Raw genomic sequence first — 20,862 nt, 5'->3', positions numbered from 1 at the left:
GCCGCCGGTCTCCGACGGGGTGCCGCCTTCGGCGGGATCATCCCGCAGGCCGGGTCCGTAGGTGACGGGAAAAAGCTTGCGGGAGGATTCTGCAACATCTTGCGGCCGTGGTGGCTGCCCTGCTTGACTCGCCTGCCGACAGCCACAGTTGCCGGTCGGCCGGAGAGGAACACCCATGAGCGCCGAGACCGATGTCCTCGTCCTGGGAGGCGCGGGAGTCGACACGATCGTGTACGTCCCGGAGCTGCCCCTCCCGTATGCCGACAGCTATATGATCCGCCCCGGGATCGAGACGCGGGCGGGGCAGACCGGGGACTTCGTCGCGTTGGGGGTGAGCGCCCTGGGTCTGCGCGCGCATCACCTCGACATGATCGGCGACGACCACGCAGGTGACCTGATCCGGGCGCTGCACCGCGACCGTGGCATCGCACTCACCGAGGTCCCGCTGCCCGGCGGCACCAAACGCGCCGTCAATCTCGTCGGCCCCGAAGGGCGACGGCTGTCCCTGTACGACGACAGCCGGTCGCGGGAGGGGGACCGGCTGCCCGAGGCGACGGTCCGGTCCCTGGCCGCGGCGAGCCGTCATGCCCATGTCTCGATCACCTACCCGTGCGCCTTCGCTCTTCCCGCGCTGCGGGAGGCCGGAGTGACGATCTCGACCGACCTGCACAACTGGGACGGCGTCAACCCGTACCACGAGCCGTTCGCCCACGAGGCGGACCTCGTCTTCGTCTCCGCCGTCGCCCTGGCCGACCCGGAGCGGACCATGCGACGGGTTGCCGAGCGGGGACGTGCCCAGGTGGTCGTTGCCACGGCCGGGGCCGAGGGCGCCCATCTGCTGGCCGACGGCGAAGTTTCCTGGATTCCGGCCGTCACGCCCCCGGGGCCGGTGGTGGACTCCAACGGCGCCGGTGACGCCTTCGTGTCCGGCTTCCTCCTCGGCTGGCTGGCCGGCGAACCGCCGCAGCGGTGCGGCCTCTACGGTGCGGTGGCCGGAGCCCACGCCTGCACGGTGGAGTCGAGGCGAACCGATCCGATCGGCCGCGACGAACTCCTCGCCCGCGTCGCGGAGGCCGTTGGATAAACGGGGCCACGGCCGGGACCGTCAGTTCCAGGGTGTCTCCGGCGGGCGGGCCGGAGCCGGGCCGAGGGTGGTGGTACCCGGGCTGGAGACCGCCGAGCAGGTCGCGCAACAGGGCCGCGGTTTCGTCGGCCTTGCCGCGGCGGCGAAGTACATCGGCGAGCTCCACCTCGACCTGGGAGGTGTAGAGAGCGGCGCGCTTGGAGACCAGCATGGAGTGCGCGGTGCGCAGTTCGCTCTCCGCCTTCTCCAGGTCGTCGTGCTGGGCGCTGGTACGACATCGTCCCGCTGCCCGGCGGCGGAATCGGCCTGGTCATCGGTGACGTGGAGGGCCACAGCCTGGAGGCGGTGGCGGTCATGGGGCAGCTGCGCACGTTCTCGGGTGACGTCGCGGCCCGGCCGGCCCTTACTGGTCTCGTACAGGTTCGTCGGCCATACTGCCCGCCGTGGAGCAGCGCATAGATCCGAACACTCAGCCCGCGTACGCCGCAGGGACAGACCCGGCGTACGTACCTGGTCTCACGGCCTCTCGCACCGTCGGGACGTCCGAGGCGGACCAGAAGAAGACCGAGGAGCCGGCGCCCGAGGGTGCCGCCCCTGACGACGCCCTTGTGGAGGGTGTCACCGGGGGCTCCGCCGCCGATTCCGGCTCGGAGGACGCAAAGGACGGGGAGCAGGAGGAACACGAGAAGGACGAGAAGGACGAGAAGGACGAGAAGGACGAGAACGGGCCCGTATTCGAGGTCAGCGACCGGCGGGGTTCGATCACCGCAGACCGTGACGGCATCCGGTTCCGGCTGGACGACCAGGAGGCCGAGTTCCACTGGGACGAGGTCGGTGCGGTCGAGGTGAAGGTCCCCCGGTTCGGGCGCCGGTTCACCGTCACCGTCCACATGTCGTCCCGCCGCTGGTTCAACGCCGAGGTCGAGGCGGCCGCCAGAAGCAGTCTCAAGGCGTGGGCGGAAGAACTCGACGTGGTGCTCGACGCCTACTTCGAGGAGTAGCCCGAGGCGGTGGCGAAGGGCCGGCCGGAGGCGCGACCGGATCATCCCCGGCGCGGCCCGGGGCTGCGCACCCGGCCGACGGGGCGGATCGCCCCCGGATCCGGTGCGACGTCACCGAGACGCAGACGTGGGCCGCCCCGTCATCACGGGCGACACGCCCCGTGCGCTGCGACACGGGTGAGGGGCCGACCTCCACGGCCGGCCCCTCACCCGCGATGCGTCCCTACCGGCCCGCGCCGGCCCTCGGCCTGGCCCCCGGCGAGATGGCGAGGCCGGGGTCCGGGGGCGTGACCGACCATCGGCGGTCGGGCGTCGAGCCTCGGGGCGCAGCCCGACAGGCACGCGCGGCACCGGACCCGGCAAGGACGAGGACGCCGGTATCGCTGCCCTGTGCAGGCGCGGCGAGGAACCCCTCGCACGCGCCCTCGCGCACACTGTCGTGCGGAACGGTGAGCGCGCGTTCGATGATGCCCGTCCGCCGGTCAGACGTCGGCGAGAACCACCGAGCGGGTCAGGTGACGGGGGCTGTCCGGGTCGATGCCGGCAGCCTCGGCGCGGGCGATCGCCAGACGCTGTACGCGGACCAGCTCGGCCAGCGGGTCCAGGCTGCTCGCCACCCAGCGGGCACCGGTCGAGGCGACCTGCTCCTGAAGACCTTCGGGTGCGGTACCGAACACCCAGGTGGCGGTGCCGGTGGTGGCGATGCTGATCGGACCGTGGCGGTACTCCATCGCGGGGTAGGACTCGGTCCAGGAGAGCGACGCCTCCTTCATCTTGAGCGCGGCCTCGTTGGCGAGACCGACCGTCCAGCCCCGGCCGAGGAAGGTGAACTGGGTGCACTCCAGCAGTCCTTCGGGCAGCGGCTCGGCCAGTGCGGTCTCCGCGTCACGGACCACGGCGTCGGTGTGCAGGCCGAGGTGGGCACGGAGCAGCGTGAGCAGCGTGGTGGCGAACCGGGTCTGCACCACGGACTGCTCGTCGGCGAAGTCGAGGACGACGACATCGTCGGCGGACGTCATCACCGGGGTGTTCGGGTCGGCCGTGATCGCGACAGTACGGGTGACGCCACGGAGCCGGCCGAGCAGCTCCAGCACCTCGGTCGTCGTGCCCGAGCGAGTGAGCGCCACGACCCGGTCGTAGCTGCGGCCGAAGGGGAACTCCGATGCGGCGAACGCGTCGGACTCGCCCTGCCCGGATTCCTCGCGGAGCGCGGCGTACGCCTGGGCCATGTAGAACGAGGTGCCGCAGCCGACGACGGCGATCCGCTCGCCCGCGGCGGGCAGGGCGGCCGACTGGCTCTGTGCCAGGTCCGCGGCGCGGCGCCAGCACTCCGGCTGGCTGGCTGTCTCAATCTCGACAAACGACACTTTTACACTCCGTGTGGGTGTTGGGATGCTCGTTCACGCACGCTATGCGCATTCTGCAAACATTATCAAGCATTCCGCTTGCATGGGGCTTGACTGATCGGCGCCTTGTGCGACCCTTGCGCATGTCCGGTGACACTGCCCAAGGGGATGGGTGCTCGAATCCCGGACCCGTAAGGAGAGTTCACTTGTCCAGGGATGCCCGGTGGGACGCGCTGCTTGAGCTGGTCGGCAAACACGGCCGGGTGGAGGTCGAGGACGCCGCGACGACGCTTGATGTCTCGGCCGCGACCATCCGCCGCGACCTGGACCAGCTTGCCGAGCAGCAGCTGCTCACCCGAACCCGCGGCGGCGCCGTCGCGCACGGAGTCTCGTACGAACTGGCGTTGCGCTACAAGACGGGACGCAACGCCCCGGAGAAGCAGGCCATCGGCCGCGCCGTGTCCGAACTCGTGGCGGTGGGCGAGGTGGTGGGGCTGACCGGTGGCACCACGATCACCGAGGTCGCCCGCTCGCTGGCCGTGCGCTCCGACCTCGTCAGTGACACCGGCCCCGGGGGGCAGCCGACCCTGACGGTGGTGACCAATGCCCTCAACATCGCCAACGAGCTGGTGATACGGCCGCAGATCAAGATCGTGGTGACCGGTGGAGTGGCCCGGCCGCAGTCGTACGAGCTCACGGGGCCGCTGGCCAGTGGCGTGCTCGGTGAGATAACGCTGGATGTCGCCGTGCTGGGCGTCAACGCGATCGACACCGAGCGCGGGGCGTACGTCCACCACGAGGGCGAGGCCAGCATCAACCGGCTGCTCGCCCAGCAGGCGCAGCGGGTGGTCGTGGCCGCCGACTCCTCGAAGATCGGCAAGCGTGCCTTCGCCCGGGTCTGCGATCTCAGCCAGGTCGACTTCCTGGTCACCGACACCGGCATCACCCGCGATGCGAAGGCCCGTTTCACCGAGGCCGGCGTCACCGTCATCGCTGTGTGAGGGTGACGCCGGACCGCCCGGCGGTGACGCCGTCCCGCAGGATCAGGTGCGGGCGCGGTCCACTACTGGTCGGCCCTGCCGGTGTCTGGGGCGACGCCTGAAAGCGCTCGGCATCCAGCCGCGCTTGGCCCGCAACGCCTCCCGGATGGACATCGCCTCCGACCTCCCGGCCTACGTCTTCAGCCGACTGCTCGGCTTCAGCCAGTCCACCGCCGACAGCTGGGAGACCGAGGCGAGTGGTTTCATCCGTGCGGTCACCGGTGCCGCCGCCCCGTGACCCCGATGACGCGGACTCGCCCGCCGGGAAGAAGCGAGCCGCCGTCCAGGACCGGGTGAAGAAGTGGCGCTCGGGCGGCGGCGGCGAGATGCGAGCCGAGTTCGAGGCCTCGATCGCCGGTAAGTAGTCTCCGCCCGCACCACCCGTACAGACAGAAGGGACCCCCGTGTCAGACCTTCGACTCGGCGTCATCGGGCTCGGCCTCCGCCGTTCCATCGCGATGTCAGCCCACCACCCCGGACAGGGTTCGGCGATTACCGCCGTCTGCGACGTCGACCCCGAGGTGCGACAGCGCGAGGCCGAGCGCTTCGGCACCGATGTCGCGGTCGAGGACTACAAGCTGCTCCTCGACCGGGACGACCTCGACGCGATCATCATCGCCACCCCGGACGACACCCACGAGGTCATCGCCATCGATGCCCTGCGGGCCGGCAAGGCGGTCTTCGTCGAGAAGCCGCTCGGTATCACGGTGGAGAGTTGCGACAACGTCCTGCGCGCCGCGTACGAGACGGGTACCCGGCTGTACGTCGGCCACAACATGCGCCACATGGGTGTCGTGCGGCTGATGCGCGACATCATCGCCCGCGGCGACATCGGCGAGCCGAAGGCCGTGTGGGTGCGGCACTTCGTCGGCTACGGCGGTGACTACTACTTCAAGGACTGGCACGCCGACCGGACCCGCACCACCGGACTGCTGCTCCAGAAGGCCGCGCACGACATCGACGTGCTGCACTGGCTGGCCGGCGGCTACACGCGCCGCGTCAACGCCCTCGGCGACCTCCTCGTCTACGGGGACCTGCCGCGCCGTGAGGCGGACACCCCGCGCCCAGCGAACTGGCTGCGGGAGTTCGACTGGCCGCCGACGGCCCGCAAGGACCTGCACCACATCGTGGACGTCGAGGACGTCTCGGTGATGAACATGCAGCTCGACAACGGCGTCGTGGCCGCCTACCAGCAGTGCCACTTCACCCCGGACTACTGGCGGAACTACACCGTCATCGGCACCGAGGGGCGGCTGGAGAACTTCGGCGACAGCCCCGGTGACGAGGTCAGGGTCTGGAACAGCGGACCCAGCGGATACCGCGCCGAGGCCGACATCACCTACCGGGTGCCCGAGGCCAATGGCTCGCACGGCGGCGGTGACACCCGGATCATGGAGGAGTTCTGCCGGTTCGTCCGCGACGGAGGTGTCACCGACACCTCTCCGGTCGCCGCCCGGATGAGCGTCGCCGCCGGGGTCCTCGCGACCCGCTCGCTGCGTGAGGGCGGGGCACCGTACGACGTGCCCGCCCTCGACCCCGAGCTGATCGCGTACTTCGAACGCGGTCAGGTTCGCTAGGAAACCTCTGGCCCGATTCTGACCGGGAAGTGTCGGACAGGGCTTCGGCCCTGTCCGACGGGTTTCACTGGCGTGTCCGCCCTGGGCACACCCGGCGACGACGCGATGGGGACCTCCGGTGACAGCGCTGTCCGGCGCCGTCGCCGGAGGCCTCTCTATGTCTGTTTTCAGCCATGCTCGGTGGGTAATCGGCCCATTTCTGTTTGGCGGCCGCCCGATCGGCCACGGCCGCGAAGCGTGACACCGTCGGGGGGAAATAAAGCCGAACGTCCGGAAGATGTCGTACGAGGGTGCGGGTGCCCGGTCTCGTACCGTCACCATGGCACCGCAATCAGTGTGAGCGGGCAATGTTTTTGCGCCAAACGGATCCCTCGGTGGCCGAGTTCGAACGCGTTGCCGGATCGCGGTCGGCATAATCGCGTCCATGTCGATCACGGGCGGAGACTTCGTCGAGCTGGGTCGGGACCTCTACGCATGGCTCCCGCCGAAACGGGGCTGGGGCCTCGCGAACTGCGGTCTCCTGACGTCATCGCGTGGCGCGATCTGGATCGACACCCCGTACGACCCCGTGCTCGCCGGCCAGTTCCTGGCGGAGTCCACGAAGCGGCTGCCCGACGGCGCCGCCATCGACCGGGTGATCGTCACCCACGCCAACGGGGACCACTTCTGGGGCGCGGGCGTACTCCCGGACGCGGAGATCATCGTGACCCGCGAGGCCCGGGAACACATCCACTACGAACCCACCCCGAAGCAGCAGCATGCCCTCGTCCAGGGCAGCGATCCGGCCACCGCGCTCGGTGAGTACCTCAAGCGCCACTTCGGCCCGTTCGACTGGTCACGGACCGAACCCGTCCAGCCGACCACGTACTTCACCGGCGAGCTCGAACTGACTCTGGGGGAGTACCCGGTCCAGGTGACGGCCCTGGCCCCCGCCCACACCACGGGCGACCTCATCGTGCACCTGCCCGCTCAGCGCACCGTGTTCAGCGGCGACGTCATCTTCGCCTCCACCCCGGAGCAGCCGGGCGACCACCCGGTGCACTGGGCGGGCCCACTCTCCCAGGTGATCGCCGCCTGCGAACAGGTGCTGGCCACCGGCGCCGAGACCATCGTCCCGGGCCACGGTCCGGTCCTCGACCCGGCCGGCGTGCGCGCACACATCGGCTACCTCGAGTACGTACGGGAACGTGCCCACGCCCTCCACGCGGCCGGGGTGCCGGCTCTCGAGGCGGCCCGCCGGATGATCGCCGAGGGGCGCCACCCCGAACTCGGCCTGGCCGAACGCCTTGTGGTGACGATCGGCAGCGAGTACCGGCAGCTCGACGGCGCCGAACTGCCCAGTGTGCTTCAGGTGATGACCGATGTCGCCGTCGTCGCTCAAGAAGTGGAACAGTCCCGTGGGGCGGCAGACCACGAGGGGTGACACCCGGATCTCCACCCGCCCGCGCGGGTCCGACCCGGCCACAGAAATACGGTGACGGCATGGCTGTGCGATGCGGAGCTGGCCGTTCCGGCGAGCGAACCGATGTGGCGGCCCGCTCCGTTCCGCCGCGCCCCGGTGCATCTCCCGGTCCCTTTCACCCCGCTCGACGTGACCGGCGATACGGCGCTTCCGGCCCCGTCGGAGGTGTCGATCAGCCGCTGACCCGTGTCGGTGGTACGCCGAACGGGTGAGGGGCGCGAGAATTGCCCGATGAACAGCGAGCGCAGCCGGCGCAACGCCGACCGAAGCACAGACGGGGTGGTCCGGTGAGCAGGTACGACAGGTATGACGTCACGGACGAGCAGTGGGAGGGTCTGGCCCAGGTCGTGCCGCTGCGCAGCCGCAACGAGTGGCCGTCGCGGGTCGACCACCGCGCCGTCCCCGACGACCACGAGACCGCCGAACAGCGCCGCATGGTCGTGCTGCGGGTGCAGGTCTTCGCTGACGCCCGCGAGGTGGCCGAGTATCTGGTCGCACAGATCCCCGTGCTGCTCGATCTGACCAGCGCCGAGACCGATGTGGCCAAACGGATCCTGGACTTCACCAGCGGTGTGGTCTTCGGGCTCGGCAGCGGAATGCACCGCGTCGACCGGAACGTGTTCCTTCTGTCGCCGGTCGGCATCGAGGTCGAGGGGGTGACGGCGGCAGGCGTCCCCCGATCGTAGGAAGGTCGTGCGGGCGGAACGGTTCGCCGGTCGACGGCGTGCGTACGGTCCGCTCATGACTGCACGCTGCCCGGAAAACCCGTGGGCGCCCCCAGTGACATCAGCCGCCCGAGAAGTCCGAACCGAGGCCGTCCGAACCGAGCCTCCCCGAACCGGTGCGGTCCGTTCCGCCGGCCCCGTCGTCACCGAACTGCGGCTCTCCGCCTTCGCCTCGCACCGTGGCACCGTCCTCCCGGTGGGCCCGCTCACGCTGTTCACCGGGGCCGGTGGCAGTGGCAAGTCCAGCGCGCTGCGGGCGTACGAGGCGCTGGCCCGGCTGGGCGCGGGCGACCCGCTCGACGAGGTGTTCCCGGATCCGGCGGCGTACGTGCCCGAACGGGCCGGTCCCGACGCCCAGGGCCGCCGCGGCTTCCGGATCGGCTGCACGGCGACCGGCCCGGCAGGACCGGTCCGGCTCGACGTCGCCGTGCAGGCCGAGCCCTCCCTCCGGATCGTCGGCGAACGGCTGACCGGCGGCGGTGAGACGCTGCTGACCACCGCGCTGCGCGACCCCAGGGGCTCGACGGTCCAGGCGGCCTGGCACACGGCCGGCGCCGTCCCGGTGACCCGGGCGCCGCTGCCGGACGACCTGCTCGGTACGGCGCTGCTGCCGTTGCGGGTCGCGGGCACGACCGAGGCGCAGTTACGGGTCCTCGCCGCCGCCGAACAGATGGTCGTGGCCCTGCGCTCCGTCTTCGTGTGCGAACCGCAGCCGCAGCGGATGCGGGCGCCGGTGCCCAGCGGGGAGGGCCGGCTGCGCCGGGACTGCGACAACCTCGCGGCGGTACTGGAACGGACACACACCCAGTGCGGACAGCGGCATGCCCGGCTGGTTGCGGCGGCCGCTGCCGGATGCGCGGGGACGGTGACGGGGCTGGGCATCGAGCGGCTTCCGGATGGGTTGCTGCACGCCGTGGTGGAGCGCGACGGCGGGCACCTCACCCCGGTCGGGCGGCTCGGCGACGGCGAGTTGAGGTATCTGACGCTCGCCCTGGTCCTGCTCACCGGCCCCGGGGTGCTGGCCATGGACGCCGCGGCGGAGGTGCCGTCGGCCATGCAGACGCTCACCGTCCTGGTCGACGGGCTGGACCGGGACCTGGACGGACGGCAGGTGGCGGAACTGCTGGGCCTGGCCGCGTCGATCGGCTCGACCGGGCATCTCAGACTGGTGGGGACGGTCGCGGAGGCGGCCGCCGCACGGGCCCGCGGGACGGCCGGTGCGACGGTGGTAGACCTGGGACCGTGAACGGACTCGATGTACAGACACTGCAGCGACGGCTCGCCGCGTTCGCGGCCGCCCGTGACTGGGAGCAGTACCACACCCCGAAGAACCTGGCGGCGGCGCTCAGCGTCGAGGCGTCCGAACTGGTCGAGATCTTCCAGTGGCTGACGCCGGAGCAGTCCGCGCGGGTGATGGAGACGCCCGAGACGGCGCATCGGGTGGTGGACGAAGTCGCGGATGTGCTCGCGTATCTGCTGCAGTTCTGTGAGGTGCTGGGCATCGATGCGCTAGCGGCGCTGGCGGAGAAGATCGACAGGAACGAAGCGCGCTTCCCGGTTCCGAAGCCGCCAGAACCCCAAGATCGTCACTCTTCGGAGTGATCGACTTCTTCACAGTCGACTTCGTGTCCACAGATTTCCGAAATCCCCTGGCCTTTCGGTACCACTCCCCTCACTGTGGGTAATGGATGAGGTGAGCGGGTTTTCGTTCGGACGGGGGCGACGCATGGAAGCGGAGCGGCTCATAGAGGTAAGTCGGCGGGCTCTGGCGCAGAGCCGGGGCGCGCCGTCCATCATGGCGGAGGCCTGGCAGGTCCAGGCGCTGGCCCAGGCGATCGGCGAGCACCTGGCGGCGTACGGGCCGAAGACGCTGCGGGGCGAGGCACGGGGGCTCGGCGAGATCGGGGGAAGTGGCGGCGGTGCGCCGGATCATCCGGTGGTGCGGACCGGCACGGCGCGGGCCGCGCAGCTCTCCGAGGTCGCCGATCCCAGGGCGGCCCTGACCGGTCTCGGCGCGCTGCTGGGGGAGATGGGGATGGCCCTCGTCGCGGTGGCCTGTGACACCGGCGAGGAGAGCCTCTACTGGCAGTGCATCGAGGCGATCGATGCGGCCGACGAGGCGCTGGACCGGGTGCACGGGATGCTCCGGCTCCTCGCCGAACAGGATCGGGAGCAGGACAGGCAGCGGGAGCGGGACGGTGCGTACGGTGCGGTGCGCGGACCGGCGGGATCGGCGGCGGGCCATCACCGGCTTCATGCCGAGATCCCGGACGAGGCACGGTAATTGTCGCGTTCGTAGCCGCGGTCGCGGAGCGCGAAATCCGGGCGGCGCCTGGGCCGGCCCCTACCACGTGCAGCAGCCAGGGCCGGCCACAAGCTGTGCCGGGCCCGAGACCGGACCCGGCAGCCTCCCGGACGGGTCAGCCCCGAGCTGTGCGCAGGTTCTCGGCGGCCTTGGCCAGGCCCTTCTCGAAGGCCTCGATGCCGCGGTCGTCAACCCAGTTGTTCTGCACGCCGGTGATGTTGGCCCCGTCGCGGACCACGCCATACTCCGCGTCCACCACCATGTCGCCGTATTCCAACTTGAGGCTGAAGCCGAGCGTCTCGTCGCCGGTCTCGTCCACCTCCAGGGTCTTGGTGGTGACCTTGGCCTTCTCGCCCCCGTACTGGGAGTCGAACGTGCCGCACTCGTCGATGGTCTTACCCAGGGCGGTCATCGCGCGCTCCGCCTGGTCGGGGGAGTAGGCGCTGACATCCTGGGTGATCATGCTCTTGCCCTTGAGGAAGACCGCCTGGGCGTTCGCCTTGTAGTCGGCGTCGATCCGGCCCGAGTTGAAGAGGTCCACCAGCGGCTGGCAGGTCGCGTCGGCCGGCTTGGCGAGCAGGTCTTCTGCCGATGTGCAGAAGGTCCGTGTCCGCCAGCGGGAGCTGGGGATCCCGGCCGAGCCACCGCCGCCCGCCGTATGGGAGTGCGGTGCTCCGCACCGCCACGCCACCGTCCCAGTACGTGCCCGTCCTCGGCGAACGCCCGAAGCCAGTACCGCGGCACCAGATGATGCTCCTTGGCCGTACTACCGCCCATCCTCGCCCCCAACCACAACAGCATGTCGCGCTACATCACGAACCCAAGGATCGCCCGCCCACGATCTGACCTCCCAATTACGATCCGTAACGCACTGGTGCCCCGTCAGCCCGCCTCCGCGTACAGCTCGGTATCCGCGCCCATCTCGGCCACCGCGCTGCGGGGCCGCTTGCACCCACCCGCGACGGCGCGCCCGCTGAGCCCGTTTCTGTGACGGACGCGGCGCGGGCGGCCGGGGTCTTCCCCGTGCTGCGCGCCCATCACCCCCGGTTCGGGCGCCCTTGCTGAATTCACTGGAGGAGAGGTTCCCTCCGTCGAGAGAATGTCCTTGTGCCTCCCTTGCTGACCGATTTGGCCGCTGACCGGCTCGATGCGATCGCCGGGACCGATGACGCTGAGCAAGGAAGGCACCCTCCACGAGATCCGGTTCGCGGAGGAGCAATGGAGCGAGCACCGGCACTTTGCGCTGCTGCACGACCTCACCGACTGCCTGCGCATCGGCGACGTGACCGTGTTCCACGACCGGCACGCGGACGGCGAACAAGACATCTACCTGTACGAGCTGAAGACGAACCCCAAGCGGCGTGAGAGCACCCAGCTCACGCGGACCCGGATGGCGGCCGAAGCCCTGCACACGGGCGGTCCTCTGCCCGGGCCCGAAGGGGCCCGCCTCGTCGAAACAGGCGTGCCGTACGCCACCCATCTGTCCGCCCTCAACGACGCATTCGCCCGAGCCCACTGCGAGGGACTGAAGACGATGTGCGTGCCCGGGCAGCGCGGCCTGCTCGCCCTGGACATCGCAGCGGCAGGCAACAGGTGGGGACTGCAGGAAGCAACCCGCCAGTTCCACTCGGCGTACGCCACGCTGCTGCGCCGCACCCGGCTGAGCGGAGAGCGCATCTGCTTCAGCAGCGGAGACAGCGCAGCACGCAACACTCTCGCCCCGCCGTGGGGCATCTACCCGCTCCAGCCCGCGCAGTGTGCCGGCCTCATCGCCGACGTCCTGGTCTTCACCGTGACGCTCTCGTCCGACAACTTCATCGAAGAACTCCGCAAGGCCGGCCTGGACGCTCACTGGGTCCTGCCGGACGGAGCCGACCTAAAGCCGGAGCAACCCGCCGTAGCGATCCGGGGGCACGGACGCCGCGCCCTGGTGGGCAGGGCGGAACTCGAGCGGATTCTGCTGGAACTGACTGACCTGCAGACCTGGGCGAGGGGCATGGACCAACTGCTACGCAAAGGCACAGTCGGCTCGCAACCGTGGCCGTACTTCACGGACGAACACCGGGTATGGGCCTGACCGGGCTGGTGAAGCCGCGCTTGGTGCAGCGTTGCTGCTGGCGAGACCACCGACTCCTCACCCACGGACAGGAGTTCCACGGGACCCGCCTGATGATCTGCGGGTTTTTGTCGGTGGTGGTTCGGCATCGTGATGTCAGTGCGTCAGGTGCGCTCTCTCGCTTTCGTGTCAGTGGATGGTGTGACGGTGGCGGGTTCCTCGACTCGGCCCGCGCCTGCCATCGCCTCCGTAATCGTGCTCAGCGCGAACGCCTGCCGTTCAGCCCCGCGCGGCCTGTTCCCCGCGACACCCGCGCCGGCCGCATGTCGAGGGACACACATACCGGCAGATAGCTCTACACCTGCGGGTAGGGTCCTTCGGCATGAGCACAACACCGCCCGACATTCGCCGGGTCAGCCTCCGCGCCGCCCTCGGAATCGGGGCGGCCTTCACCGCCGCCGCGTTCGGCGCCGGGTTCACCCTCGCCGCCGACCAGAGCGGCGGCGCGGACGCGGACAACATCGTCGTCGAGCACTCGGTCGGCCCCCGCCACGGCACCGGGAACCAGTCCATGACCGGGGACCCGTTGCCCGGCGTGTGCACCGGCTACTCCGCGACCATGGGGAATGAGGCCGCCATGCGGGAGGAGTCACTCTCGACCGCCTGCCAGTTCATCCGTGACAGCCGGGCCAAGGACGCCGAAGCCGCTGTCCAGGCGCTACGGGACGCCGCCCGTGTTCTGGAACGGGGCCGCCGGTGAACACCCCCCGCTGGGTCACCCCGCGCCGCCTCGGCGCCGCCGCCGCGATCTACGGCGTGTTCGTTGCGGGCTGGTACCTGGGTCAGCCCGTCACCCCCGAATGCCACGTCGACCAGGCCGCCCTCGACCGGATCGCCGAGGAGTACGAACCCGAACCATCCTCCACACCCACTCCGACGCCGACGGCGTACCCGTCACGGTACGACTCGAAGTCCCCCCTCCCGCTCGACCCGACGCCGGACCCGGCCTCCAACCCGCATGGGGGCGCCGACGACAGGCTGTCCCAGACGCTCACCACCTACGCCGTCGCCTGCACCAACGACACGAGCGAACGCCCCCGCATTCGAGCATGGTTCGAGGGCCACTGGCGGTAGAGAGGCAGTGTGGCCTGGTGTGTCCGCCGACGCGGGCGCCGACCTCGTGTCGTGCGACACTCCCCGGATGCCTGCCTGGATAACCCTGCGCCGCCTCGGCGCCGCCACCACTCTGTACGCCGTGTTCCTGGCCGGGTGGTGGCTGGGCCAGCCCGTGCGCTCCGACGGCTGCCTCGAAGACCGGCTCACCGCCGGGGCGGACGGTCGTCCCACACCGGTAGAACCGGCCGACCCCAACCGGTACCTCGAGAACCTCAACCTCGACTTCGGTCTCCTCGACTGGGCCGACGACATGGACGGCTACCGCGACGGCGAATACGGCCCCAGCGACTACGGGTACGACCTGCGGGGCGGGTCCGAAACGTACGTCACGTCCGGCGCTGTCTACGCTCCTTGCTCCTACAAGAAGCGCGCCCGCCTGCTCGCGTGGATCAACGGCGACTGGGGCTGACTACACCTGTGCCTGCCTCACGGGCACGGCCAGACCACGACGGGGACGGAAATAGGACAGCTTCCCGGAGCCCCGGTTTTAGGAGGTATTACGGCGTGACGCTTCGACAGGAACCGGGGCGGACATCCTGGAAACGACCAACCGTCATGTAGCGGATTGCGGCTTCTGCGCGGGCCGTCCGCTCTGGAGTCCGGATAAACCTCACATATCCGGCGTCCAGGAAGCTTGTCACCCTGCTGCGGGCGAGGCATACCTGGGAGCCGGTGGCGTCCCGCACGGAGCGATGTGCCGTGCGGGACGCGTGTGCGGGCCGGGAGAGGCTGCTGCCGAAGGGTTCAGCGGTAGAGCTTCTTTGAGGACGTGTAGTTCATGCTTCCGACGCCGGTGTAGTTGCCGACGTGGGTCCAGCGCTCCTGGCAGTTGGACCACCGCTGGTAGGGGTCTGTACAGCGAACGGTGGGTTTGCGCCGAGTGTGGCGGCATTCCGCCATGGCCCACATCCGCCCCACTCGGTCCGTTGATCCTGTCCGGACCCAACTGCGAGATTGGCCAGGCGGCTCAGGTGTTCTCGTATCTGCGGGCTTGGCCGCACGGTGATGTTTCACTCCTTGGTTAGGAGCACGATGAAACGAGAAAGACGAACAGGTGTGATTGCCGCGGCGTCGGCCGTGTTGATCGCCGCGGCGCTGATTGCGCCTGCGGCCGCAGCCGCCAACCCGACCAGCCCGACTGGCTCCGAGAGTGCTGGCGCGAGCAAGGTCGAACCCGCTGATCCCGACGGGCCGCAGGGGCCGGGTCGGTCGCCCGTTGCTGGGCTCGACGACCGGGCCGGGCGCGACAACCCGGATTCGATCTACAGGGCGGGGAAGACCGACGGGTTCCAGCCGCTGACCGACGATTCGCTATCGGATACTGCGGCCGAGAAGCTGGGCAACGCCGACACCAGGCTGCTGCAGCAGGCGCAGGCGTCGAAGAAGAAGTCTGTCACGGTGTTGATGCTGGCCCGGAAGGGCGCGACCGAAGACGTCGTCGCCGCGGTGGAGAAGGCCGGCGGGACCGTCGGGTCGGTGACCGGAAAGGTCGGCTACGTCCGGGCGACCGTCCCGACCGACAGCGTAACCACCTTGGCCGGCCTTCGGTCGGTCGCGGCGATCGACCTGAACCGGACGTACAAGATCCCGGGCCCGGATCTGGGCGCCGCGGGTGCGAAGACGGCGGCAACGAAGGCCGCGGGGCCGACCGCGCCCGGCGTGAACACGCCCGCCGACAACCCGTACCTACCGATCAGCGAGACCGGCGCCGAGGCCTTCGTCAAGGACAACCCGGCCTGGGACGGGCGCGGCACGGTCGTCGGCGTGCTGGACACCGGCGTCGACGTCGAGCATCCCGCGCTACAGACGACCAGCGACGGCAAGCCCAAGATTGTCGATTGGGTAACCGAGACCGATCCGGTCACCGACCGCGACGGCAGCTGGGTGCGGATGTCCACCACCAAGACGGGTCCGACGTTCAGCTACCTGGGCAAGACCTGGACGATCCCGGAGGGCACGTTCCAATTCGGCGTGTTCTACGAGAGTGCGACGGCCGGGAGCGACTTCGAGGGCGACCTCAACCGGGACGGCGACACCCGGGACTTCTACGGGGTTCTGTACGACCCGACCACACACAGGATCTGGGTCGACGGCAACAACGACCAGAACCTCACCGACGAGACACCGATGGCCCCGTTCGCGGTCGACCGCCAGGTCGGCCACTTCGGGAGCGACGACCCCGCAACACCGCAGAACGAGCGCATACCGTTCGTCCTCGAGTACCGCGACAACGTCGATCTCTCCCCGCTCGGCGGCAGCAACGTCGGCAAGACCGCGAACTACGTGTCCATCGGGTTGCCGGTCGCCTCGCACGGCACCCATGTGGCGGGGATCACCGCCGGCACGTCGATGTTCGGCGGCCAGATGCACGGTGCCGCACCGGGCGCGCAGATCGTGTCCGCCCGCGCCTGCACTTGGGGCGGTGGCTGCACCCAGGCGGCACTGACCGAGGGCATGATCGACCTGGTCGCCAATCGCCATGTCGACGTCGTCAACCTGTCCATCGGTGGGCTTCCCGCATTGAACGACGGCTCCGACGTGATCGCCGCGCTCTACGACAAGCTGATAGGCCACTACGGCGTCCAGATCATCATCGCCGCCGGCAACGACGGCCTCGGCACCAACACCGTCAGCTCGCCGTCCGTGGCGGGCAAGGCCATCTCGGTCTCCGCGTCCGTCAGCTCCGACACCTGGTGGGCCGGCTACGGGTCGAAGGTCGCCACCAAGCAGGGCATCTTCGGCTTCTCCTCCCGCGGCCCCGCTGAGAACGGGGCGCTGGCGCCGCAGGTGTCCGCGCCCGGCGCCGCCATCTCCTCGATCCCGATGTGGCTGTCCGGTGAAGCCGTCCCCGAGGCCGGGTATTCGCTGCCGGCCGGGTACGGCATGGCCAACGGCACCTCCATGGCGGCCCCGCAGGTCACCGGAGCGGCGGCGCTGCTGCTGTCGGCCGCCAAGGCCAGTTCGCTGACGGTCAGCTCGGCGGCGCTGAAGACCGCCCTGACCGGCACCGCCGACCCGATCCCCGGCCTCCCAACCGTCGCGCAGGGCGCCGGCATCATCGACACCGTCGCGGCCTGGAAGCAGCTCAGCGCCGGCATCAACACCAATGAGCTCACTGTGTCGGCTCCCGTTTGCAGTTCGCTGTCCGGCCTGCTTGCGACTCCGAACACCGGCGTCGGTATCTACAACCGTTGTCTGCCGACGGAAGGCGGCCAGGTGACCGGTGCGCAGAAGACCTACAAGGTCAGCGTCACCCGGACCAGCGGTGCCGCCGGGAGCGTCGTGCACCGGATCGGTTGGATCGGCAACGACGGCACGTTCAGCGCCCGCACGGCAACGCCCCTGCAGCTCGGAAAAGCGGCCGATATCACGGTCACCGCGACCGCGACGACCTCCGGCGTGCACAGCGCGATCCTGACCATTGATGACCCGGCGACGGGTGGCATCGACCAGTTCGTCGCCGTCACCGTGCTGGCGACCAAGCCGCTGGCCAAACCCGACTACGCGGTCACCAGTTCCGGCACGCTCGGCCGAACCGGAACCACCTCGCTGCTGGTGCCCGTTCCCGAGGGCGTCGAAGCACTGCAGCTGACCCTGGGCGGGCTCGCCGACGGCAGTCAGGTCCGGGCATTGCCCATCGACCCCGACGGCATGCCCGCGGACTCCAACGCCAGTTACCACTGCTACACCAACTACACCGACCCGGCGAAGTGCAACGCCACCGCACGACCGGTGTACCGACCCAAACCCGGCATCTGGGAGTTCGTGATCGAGTCTCGCAGGACGTCTCCGGTCGAACAGAACCCGTACACAGCGACGGTTTCGCTGCAGGGCATGTCGTTCGATCCGGGGACCGTCACAGTCGACAAGGTGACGATGAACTCGCCGACGAAGGTCGGCTCGACGGGGACGAACACCTTTGGCCCCGCGATCGCCCACGTCGCAACTGGTGAGATCGGCGATGTCCGCAATTTGTTCTCGACGGTCTCGCAAGGCGAAATCACGTCCAACATGCTCTATGTTCCGCGTCAGACGACCCGGCTCGACGTGACGCTGACGCCCAGAGACGCTGCCGATCTGGACTTCTATGTGTATTTCAACGGCAGGCCGATAGGCCAGAGCACCACGACCGGGGACTCGCCCGAGCACATCATCATCGATGATCCACAGCCGGGTACGTACTTCATCGTGGTCGCGGGAGTCGCCGTGCCCGGAGACAACGTCACGTTCGACTACCACCAAGAGATGTACTCGAAGGGCCTCGGCACGATCACGCCGAAATCCGACGGGAAGTACACGGTTGCCACGGGCCAGTCGATGCCGGTCGGCGGGGCAATGATCGTCAGCGCTCGGCAGTTGACCAAGGATCCCATGGTCGGCCGGGTCCGAGTGGCCAACGAGTACGGCACGATCATCGGGGCGGCGGACGTCACGATCGCCACTGTCGATGTCCCCAAACTCGATCTGGTCGCGTGGGCCCCGCCATTCGTCGGCGCGGCTCTCAATGAGAGCGGCGTAGTCGCGGGGGATCGCCAGTACAACTCCAGGATGACGCCGACCGTCTGGACGGCCGCCGACGGGTTCACCAACCTGGATCTTGCCGGGGGCAAGTACGGATCGGCTCTGGACCTGAATGACGGCCAGATCGCCGTCGGTATCGCGACGGACAGTGCATTGCATTATCTTCCCGCCCAATGGGCCAAGGATGGTTCGCTCACCGTGCTCGGCGTCCCGGATTGGCGGCCCTATTCCAGCGGCTATGCGACCGCCGTGAACAACAAGGGGGTGGTCACCGGATTCTCCGAAGCAGTCGTCAAGGAGTCCGACGGCAAGAACCACAGCTACAGTGACGGGTTCGTGCGGACGCCGGACGGGACGTTCAGCAAGCTGGCCCACCTGTCCTCGGATCTGACGGGAACCCAGTCGCGCGCCATCAACGATGCCGGAATGATCGTCGGTGCCTCGCGCACCGATGGCCATGTGCCGCACGCGGTCACCTGGGATGCGACGTCAGGTGTTGTTCAGGATCTCGGCACGCTTCCGGGACAGTATTCGGCCCAGGCGAACGATGTGAACGCCTCCGGGACTGTCGCGGGGACCAGCGGTGACGACGCGTTCGTGTGGACCAAGGACGGCGGAATGCAGCGCCTTGCCGACTACGGATACAACGCGACCGGCGAGAAAGTCACCGACGACGGGTGGATCCTCGGAACCGTCGAACTTTTCCCGGACGTCGCGGTGTCGGCGATGTGGGACCCGCAGGGACGGCTCTGGGATCTGTCCGGCATGGTGCCGCTCTCTGCCGGTGATCGATTCACGCCGACCTACAGCTTCGACATCAACGATCACCACCAGCTGATGGTCTACGGCGAGGGCGGCCCGAACGCCGCCCCGTCCAGCTCGGTGATGCTTAGGATCCCGGCAGGTCTGGGCAACTAGGCCCCGGCGCCACCTCGTCCCGTCGAGCCACCGCAGCCGGTGGCTCGACGGGACGAAGGCGTTCAAAGCCAGCCCCGGTCCCGCGCGTGCCAGCCAAGCAACACCCGGGAATCGGTGCCGGCTGAACACCAGACAGTCCAGCAGCCCCAGGCCCCTCCAGGCGGGATTCGCGGGCGGAGCGTGACACGCATGATCTTGCCTTGCGCGCACTTGTAAGGCCAACACGGTACGCGCGTACGCGGCCAAGACCCGGGCCGACGCGGACCGGTTCGCCGCCGTCCTGGAGGACATCGCCACCCACGGCCTGCCCGCCCCCGAGCAGTGCACGCCGTGGGAGGAACTGCGCGAGGCCCACCTCACCCGCCTCGCCGCCCAGCGTCCGGCCGTCGCCTGATGCCCCCACAGCACAGCCCGCGCCGCACCGGCCCAGGCGTACTCGCCCAACCCATCGGCTTCGATCAGCCACCGCGACACGGACACCTGCCCGTGTTCACTCAGCGACCCGTTCGACGGGACGTACTTCCAGTACGACGCCGGGGGTTACGCCACCAAGATCGAAATGCGCGACGCCTCCGGCTGGTACATCGGCAAGGTCGAGTTCCACCCCTACGGCGAGAAACTCTGGGTGTACGACACCAGGAACGACGGAGATGCCTACTACGTCCACGTTGCCGTCGACAACCACGACGGCAACGGGCTCACCGGCTGGAACGTCTACACCCCGCCGGGCACCAGCAACGTGGTGGACTACTCGGCCTACAGCCTCGGCAACGTGAACGAAGGGGCCGACATCCGCATCAGGGTGTACGACGACTCCGGGCTCACAGATCTCATCACCACCGCCTGGGGCGTCGCCTAATACTCCAGCAGGATTTTGCTTTCTGACCTGCAGGTTTCGCTGAGCGGCTGGAATGTGGCGGGTCGCGGAGTGGTCAGGGGTGGCCTTCGGCAGGCCGCCCCTCGATCGTGCGACAGCGCCGCAGGTAGTGACAGCGTGTGGGGCAGCTTCCCCACGTGATCACCACGCGTGTTGCCGAGCAGTGGTACCTGGAACTCGACGAACGGCGCTGTCACGTTGTTGGATGTGTAAGTGTCTGACGGCGTGTCGGGGCATGGTGGGCCCGCGGTCCGGGCCTGTGTTCAGGCTGTGGTGGGCCGGCCGACAGCGCCAGTGATCTGGTCCCCAGCAGCTCGCCGTGGAGGCGCCGGTAGCCCCACGTGGGATTTTCCCGTGCCAGGCGCAGCACCAGGGCGCGGATGGAGCGCACGGTGCGGGGCCGACCCGGGCGCTTCGGCTTGGACTCGGCGGCGTGGCGGCGGGCGACCAGGTCGCGGTGCCAACGTAGCACCGTGTCCGGCCGGACCAGCAGCCGCAGCCTGCGCAGCACGTCCCGCGGCAGCCGGTGCAGCAGCGCCGCCAGGAACGCCCGGTCGCTCGGGCTGAACCGCACCTTCTCCTTACCGAGTTGGCGCTCCAGCACCGACAGTTTGGTGGCGCAGGGCGAGGATCTCCACGTCCTTGTCCCGATCGCTCATCGGTAGCAGGCGCAGCATGGCGAACGCGTTCGCCATGCCCAAGTAGGCCAGTCGCAGCAGCACGGTTGGTCATCATGCCGCGTTGATCGATAGCCGCGCGACGGCGCAGACTCGA

21 protein-coding genes and 2 pseudogenes are annotated in these 20,862 nt (G+C 69.2%); 18 read left to right on the top strand and 5 right to left on the bottom strand.

Annotation, left to right across the window (positions count from 1 at the left end):
* The first annotated feature begins 175 nt into the window (after positions 1 to 175).
* Positions 176 to 1,084: an adenosine kinase gene (locus OH809_RS11035; RefSeq protein ID WP_406422564.1), complete on the top strand. Its 909-nt coding sequence runs from the start codon at positions 176 to 178 to the stop codon at positions 1,082 to 1,084.
* A 79-nt stretch (positions 1,085 to 1,163) separates the two neighbouring features.
* On the opposite strand, the pseudogene OH809_RS11030 reads toward OH809_RS11035, so the two are convergent.
* Positions 1,164 to 1,349, bottom strand: a pseudogene (locus OH809_RS11030) (transcriptional regulator); the annotation flags it as partial.
* A gap of 178 nt (positions 1,350 to 1,527) precedes the next feature.
* On the opposite strand from OH809_RS11030, the gene OH809_RS11025 reads away from it, so the two are divergent.
* Complete coding sequence (locus tag OH809_RS11025; protein ID WP_406515070.1) at positions 1,528 to 2,085, top strand: hypothetical protein; 558 nt, start codon at positions 1,528 to 1,530, stop codon at positions 2,083 to 2,085.
* Between the two features lie 482 nt (positions 2,086 to 2,567).
* Here the strand turns inward: OH809_RS11025 and OH809_RS11020 are convergent, their stop codons facing one another.
* On the bottom strand, positions 2,568 to 3,452 hold the full coding sequence (locus OH809_RS11020; protein WP_406422566.1) for an SIS domain-containing protein: 885 nt from the start codon (positions 3,450 to 3,452) through the stop codon (positions 2,568 to 2,570).
* Positions 3,453 to 3,637: 185 nt separating this feature from the next.
* Between OH809_RS11020 and OH809_RS11015 the strand changes: the two genes are divergently transcribed.
* The 10 genes from OH809_RS11015 (at position 3,638) to OH809_RS10970 (ending at position 10,519) form a co-directional block, all read left to right on the top strand.
* Positions 3,638 to 4,432 (top strand): DeoR/GlpR family DNA-binding transcription regulator, encoded by a 795-nt coding sequence (locus tag OH809_RS11015; protein WP_406422567.1) that lies wholly within the window; start codon positions 3,638 to 3,640, stop codon positions 4,430 to 4,432.
* Positions 4,433 to 4,556: 124 nt separating this feature from the next.
* A complete protein-coding gene (locus OH809_RS11010; protein ID WP_406422568.1) occupies positions 4,557 to 4,709 on the top strand; it encodes a hypothetical protein in 153 nt (50 codons plus the stop codon).
* Complete coding sequence (locus tag OH809_RS11005; RefSeq protein ID WP_406515069.1) at positions 4,693 to 4,836, top strand: hypothetical protein; 144 nt, start codon at positions 4,693 to 4,695, stop codon at positions 4,834 to 4,836. The genes OH809_RS11010 and OH809_RS11005 overlap by 17 nt, the downstream gene beginning before the upstream one ends.
* A gap of 39 nt (positions 4,837 to 4,875) precedes the next feature.
* The gene (locus OH809_RS11000) at positions 4,876 to 6,048 is read left to right on the top strand and encodes a Gfo/Idh/MocA family protein (protein ID WP_406515068.1); all 1,173 of its coding nucleotides are present in this window, start codon (positions 4,876 to 4,878) and stop codon (positions 6,046 to 6,048) included.
* Between the two features lie 424 nt (positions 6,049 to 6,472).
* Complete coding sequence (locus tag OH809_RS10995; RefSeq protein ID WP_406515067.1) at positions 6,473 to 7,471, top strand: MBL fold metallo-hydrolase; 999 nt, start codon at positions 6,473 to 6,475, stop codon at positions 7,469 to 7,471.
* A 51-nt stretch (positions 7,472 to 7,522) separates the two neighbouring features.
* Positions 7,523 to 7,693 carry a hypothetical protein gene (locus tag OH809_RS10990; RefSeq protein ID WP_406422572.1) on the top strand — a complete coding sequence of 57 codons (171 nt, stop codon included), beginning with the start codon at positions 7,523 to 7,525 and terminating at the stop codon, positions 7,691 to 7,693.
* 104 nt (positions 7,694 to 7,797) lie between these two features.
* Positions 7,798 to 8,196: a cell division protein SepF gene (locus OH809_RS10985; protein ID WP_366136485.1), complete on the top strand. Its 399-nt coding sequence runs from the start codon at positions 7,798 to 7,800 to the stop codon at positions 8,194 to 8,196.
* 55 nt (positions 8,197 to 8,251) lie between these two features.
* Positions 8,252 to 9,481 carry an AAA family ATPase gene (locus OH809_RS10980; protein WP_406422573.1) on the top strand — a complete coding sequence of 410 codons (1,230 nt, stop codon included), beginning with the start codon at positions 8,252 to 8,254 and terminating at the stop codon, positions 9,479 to 9,481.
* Positions 9,478 to 9,837, top strand: a complete 360-nt coding sequence (locus OH809_RS10975; protein ID WP_406422574.1) for a nucleotide pyrophosphohydrolase — start codon at positions 9,478 to 9,480, stop codon at positions 9,835 to 9,837. The genes OH809_RS10980 and OH809_RS10975 overlap by 4 nt, the downstream gene beginning before the upstream one ends.
* 124 nt (positions 9,838 to 9,961) lie before the next feature.
* On the top strand, positions 9,962 to 10,519 hold the full coding sequence (locus OH809_RS10970; protein ID WP_406422575.1) for a DUF6099 family protein: 558 nt from the start codon (positions 9,962 to 9,964) through the stop codon (positions 10,517 to 10,519).
* Positions 10,520 to 10,655: 136 nt separating this feature from the next.
* Here the strand turns inward: OH809_RS10970 and OH809_RS10965 are convergent, their stop codons facing one another.
* A complete protein-coding gene (locus OH809_RS10965) occupies positions 10,656 to 11,231 on the bottom strand; it encodes a hypothetical protein (RefSeq protein WP_406515066.1) in 576 nt (191 codons plus the stop codon).
* A 474-nt stretch (positions 11,232 to 11,705) separates the two neighbouring features.
* On the opposite strand from OH809_RS10965, the gene OH809_RS10960 reads away from it, so the two are divergent.
* The 4 genes from OH809_RS10960 (at position 11,706) to OH809_RS10945 (ending at position 14,181) form a co-directional block, all read left to right on the top strand.
* On the top strand, positions 11,706 to 12,617 hold the full coding sequence (locus tag OH809_RS10960; protein ID WP_406422577.1) for a hypothetical protein: 912 nt from the start codon (positions 11,706 to 11,708) through the stop codon (positions 12,615 to 12,617).
* A gap of 361 nt (positions 12,618 to 12,978) precedes the next feature.
* Positions 12,979 to 13,356: a hypothetical protein gene (locus tag OH809_RS10955; protein ID WP_406515065.1), complete on the top strand. Its 378-nt coding sequence runs from the start codon at positions 12,979 to 12,981 to the stop codon at positions 13,354 to 13,356.
* Positions 13,353 to 13,730, top strand: a complete 378-nt coding sequence (locus OH809_RS10950; protein WP_406515064.1) for a hypothetical protein — start codon at positions 13,353 to 13,355, stop codon at positions 13,728 to 13,730. Before OH809_RS10955 ends, OH809_RS10950 begins: the two co-directional genes overlap by 4 nt.
* Positions 13,731 to 13,797: 67 nt before the next feature.
* On the top strand, positions 13,798 to 14,181 hold the full coding sequence (locus OH809_RS10945; RefSeq protein ID WP_406515063.1) for a hypothetical protein: 384 nt from the start codon (positions 13,798 to 13,800) through the stop codon (positions 14,179 to 14,181).
* Positions 14,182 to 14,516: 335 nt separating this feature from the next.
* On the opposite strand, the gene OH809_RS10940 is transcribed toward OH809_RS10945, so the two are convergent.
* Positions 14,517 to 14,672, bottom strand: a complete 156-nt coding sequence (locus OH809_RS10940) for a hypothetical protein (protein WP_406515062.1) — start codon at positions 14,670 to 14,672, stop codon at positions 14,517 to 14,519.
* Between the two features lie 132 nt (positions 14,673 to 14,804).
* On the opposite strand from OH809_RS10940, the gene OH809_RS10935 reads away from it, so the two are divergent.
* On the top strand, positions 14,805 to 19,211 hold the full coding sequence (locus tag OH809_RS10935; protein ID WP_406515061.1) for a S8 family serine peptidase: 4,407 nt from the start codon (positions 14,805 to 14,807) through the stop codon (positions 19,209 to 19,211).
* 559 nt (positions 19,212 to 19,770) lie between these two features.
* Positions 19,771 to 20,070, top strand: a complete 300-nt coding sequence (locus tag OH809_RS10930; RefSeq protein WP_406422583.1) for a hypothetical protein — start codon at positions 19,771 to 19,773, stop codon at positions 20,068 to 20,070.
* Between the two features lie 325 nt (positions 20,071 to 20,395).
* On the opposite strand, the pseudogene OH809_RS10925 reads toward OH809_RS10930, so the two are convergent.
* A pseudogene (locus tag OH809_RS10925) lies at positions 20,396 to 20,810 on the bottom strand (helix-turn-helix domain-containing protein); the annotation flags it as partial.
* Between the last annotated feature and the right edge of the window lie 52 nt (positions 20,811 to 20,862).

This window comes from Streptomyces sp. NBC_00873 (assembly GCF_045207415.1).
Classification (GTDB): domain Bacteria; phylum Actinomycetota; class Actinomycetes; order Streptomycetales; family Streptomycetaceae; genus Streptomyces.
The sequence above is the reverse complement of the archived record's forward strand: the minus strand, read 5'-3'. Positions and strand labels throughout refer to the sequence as shown.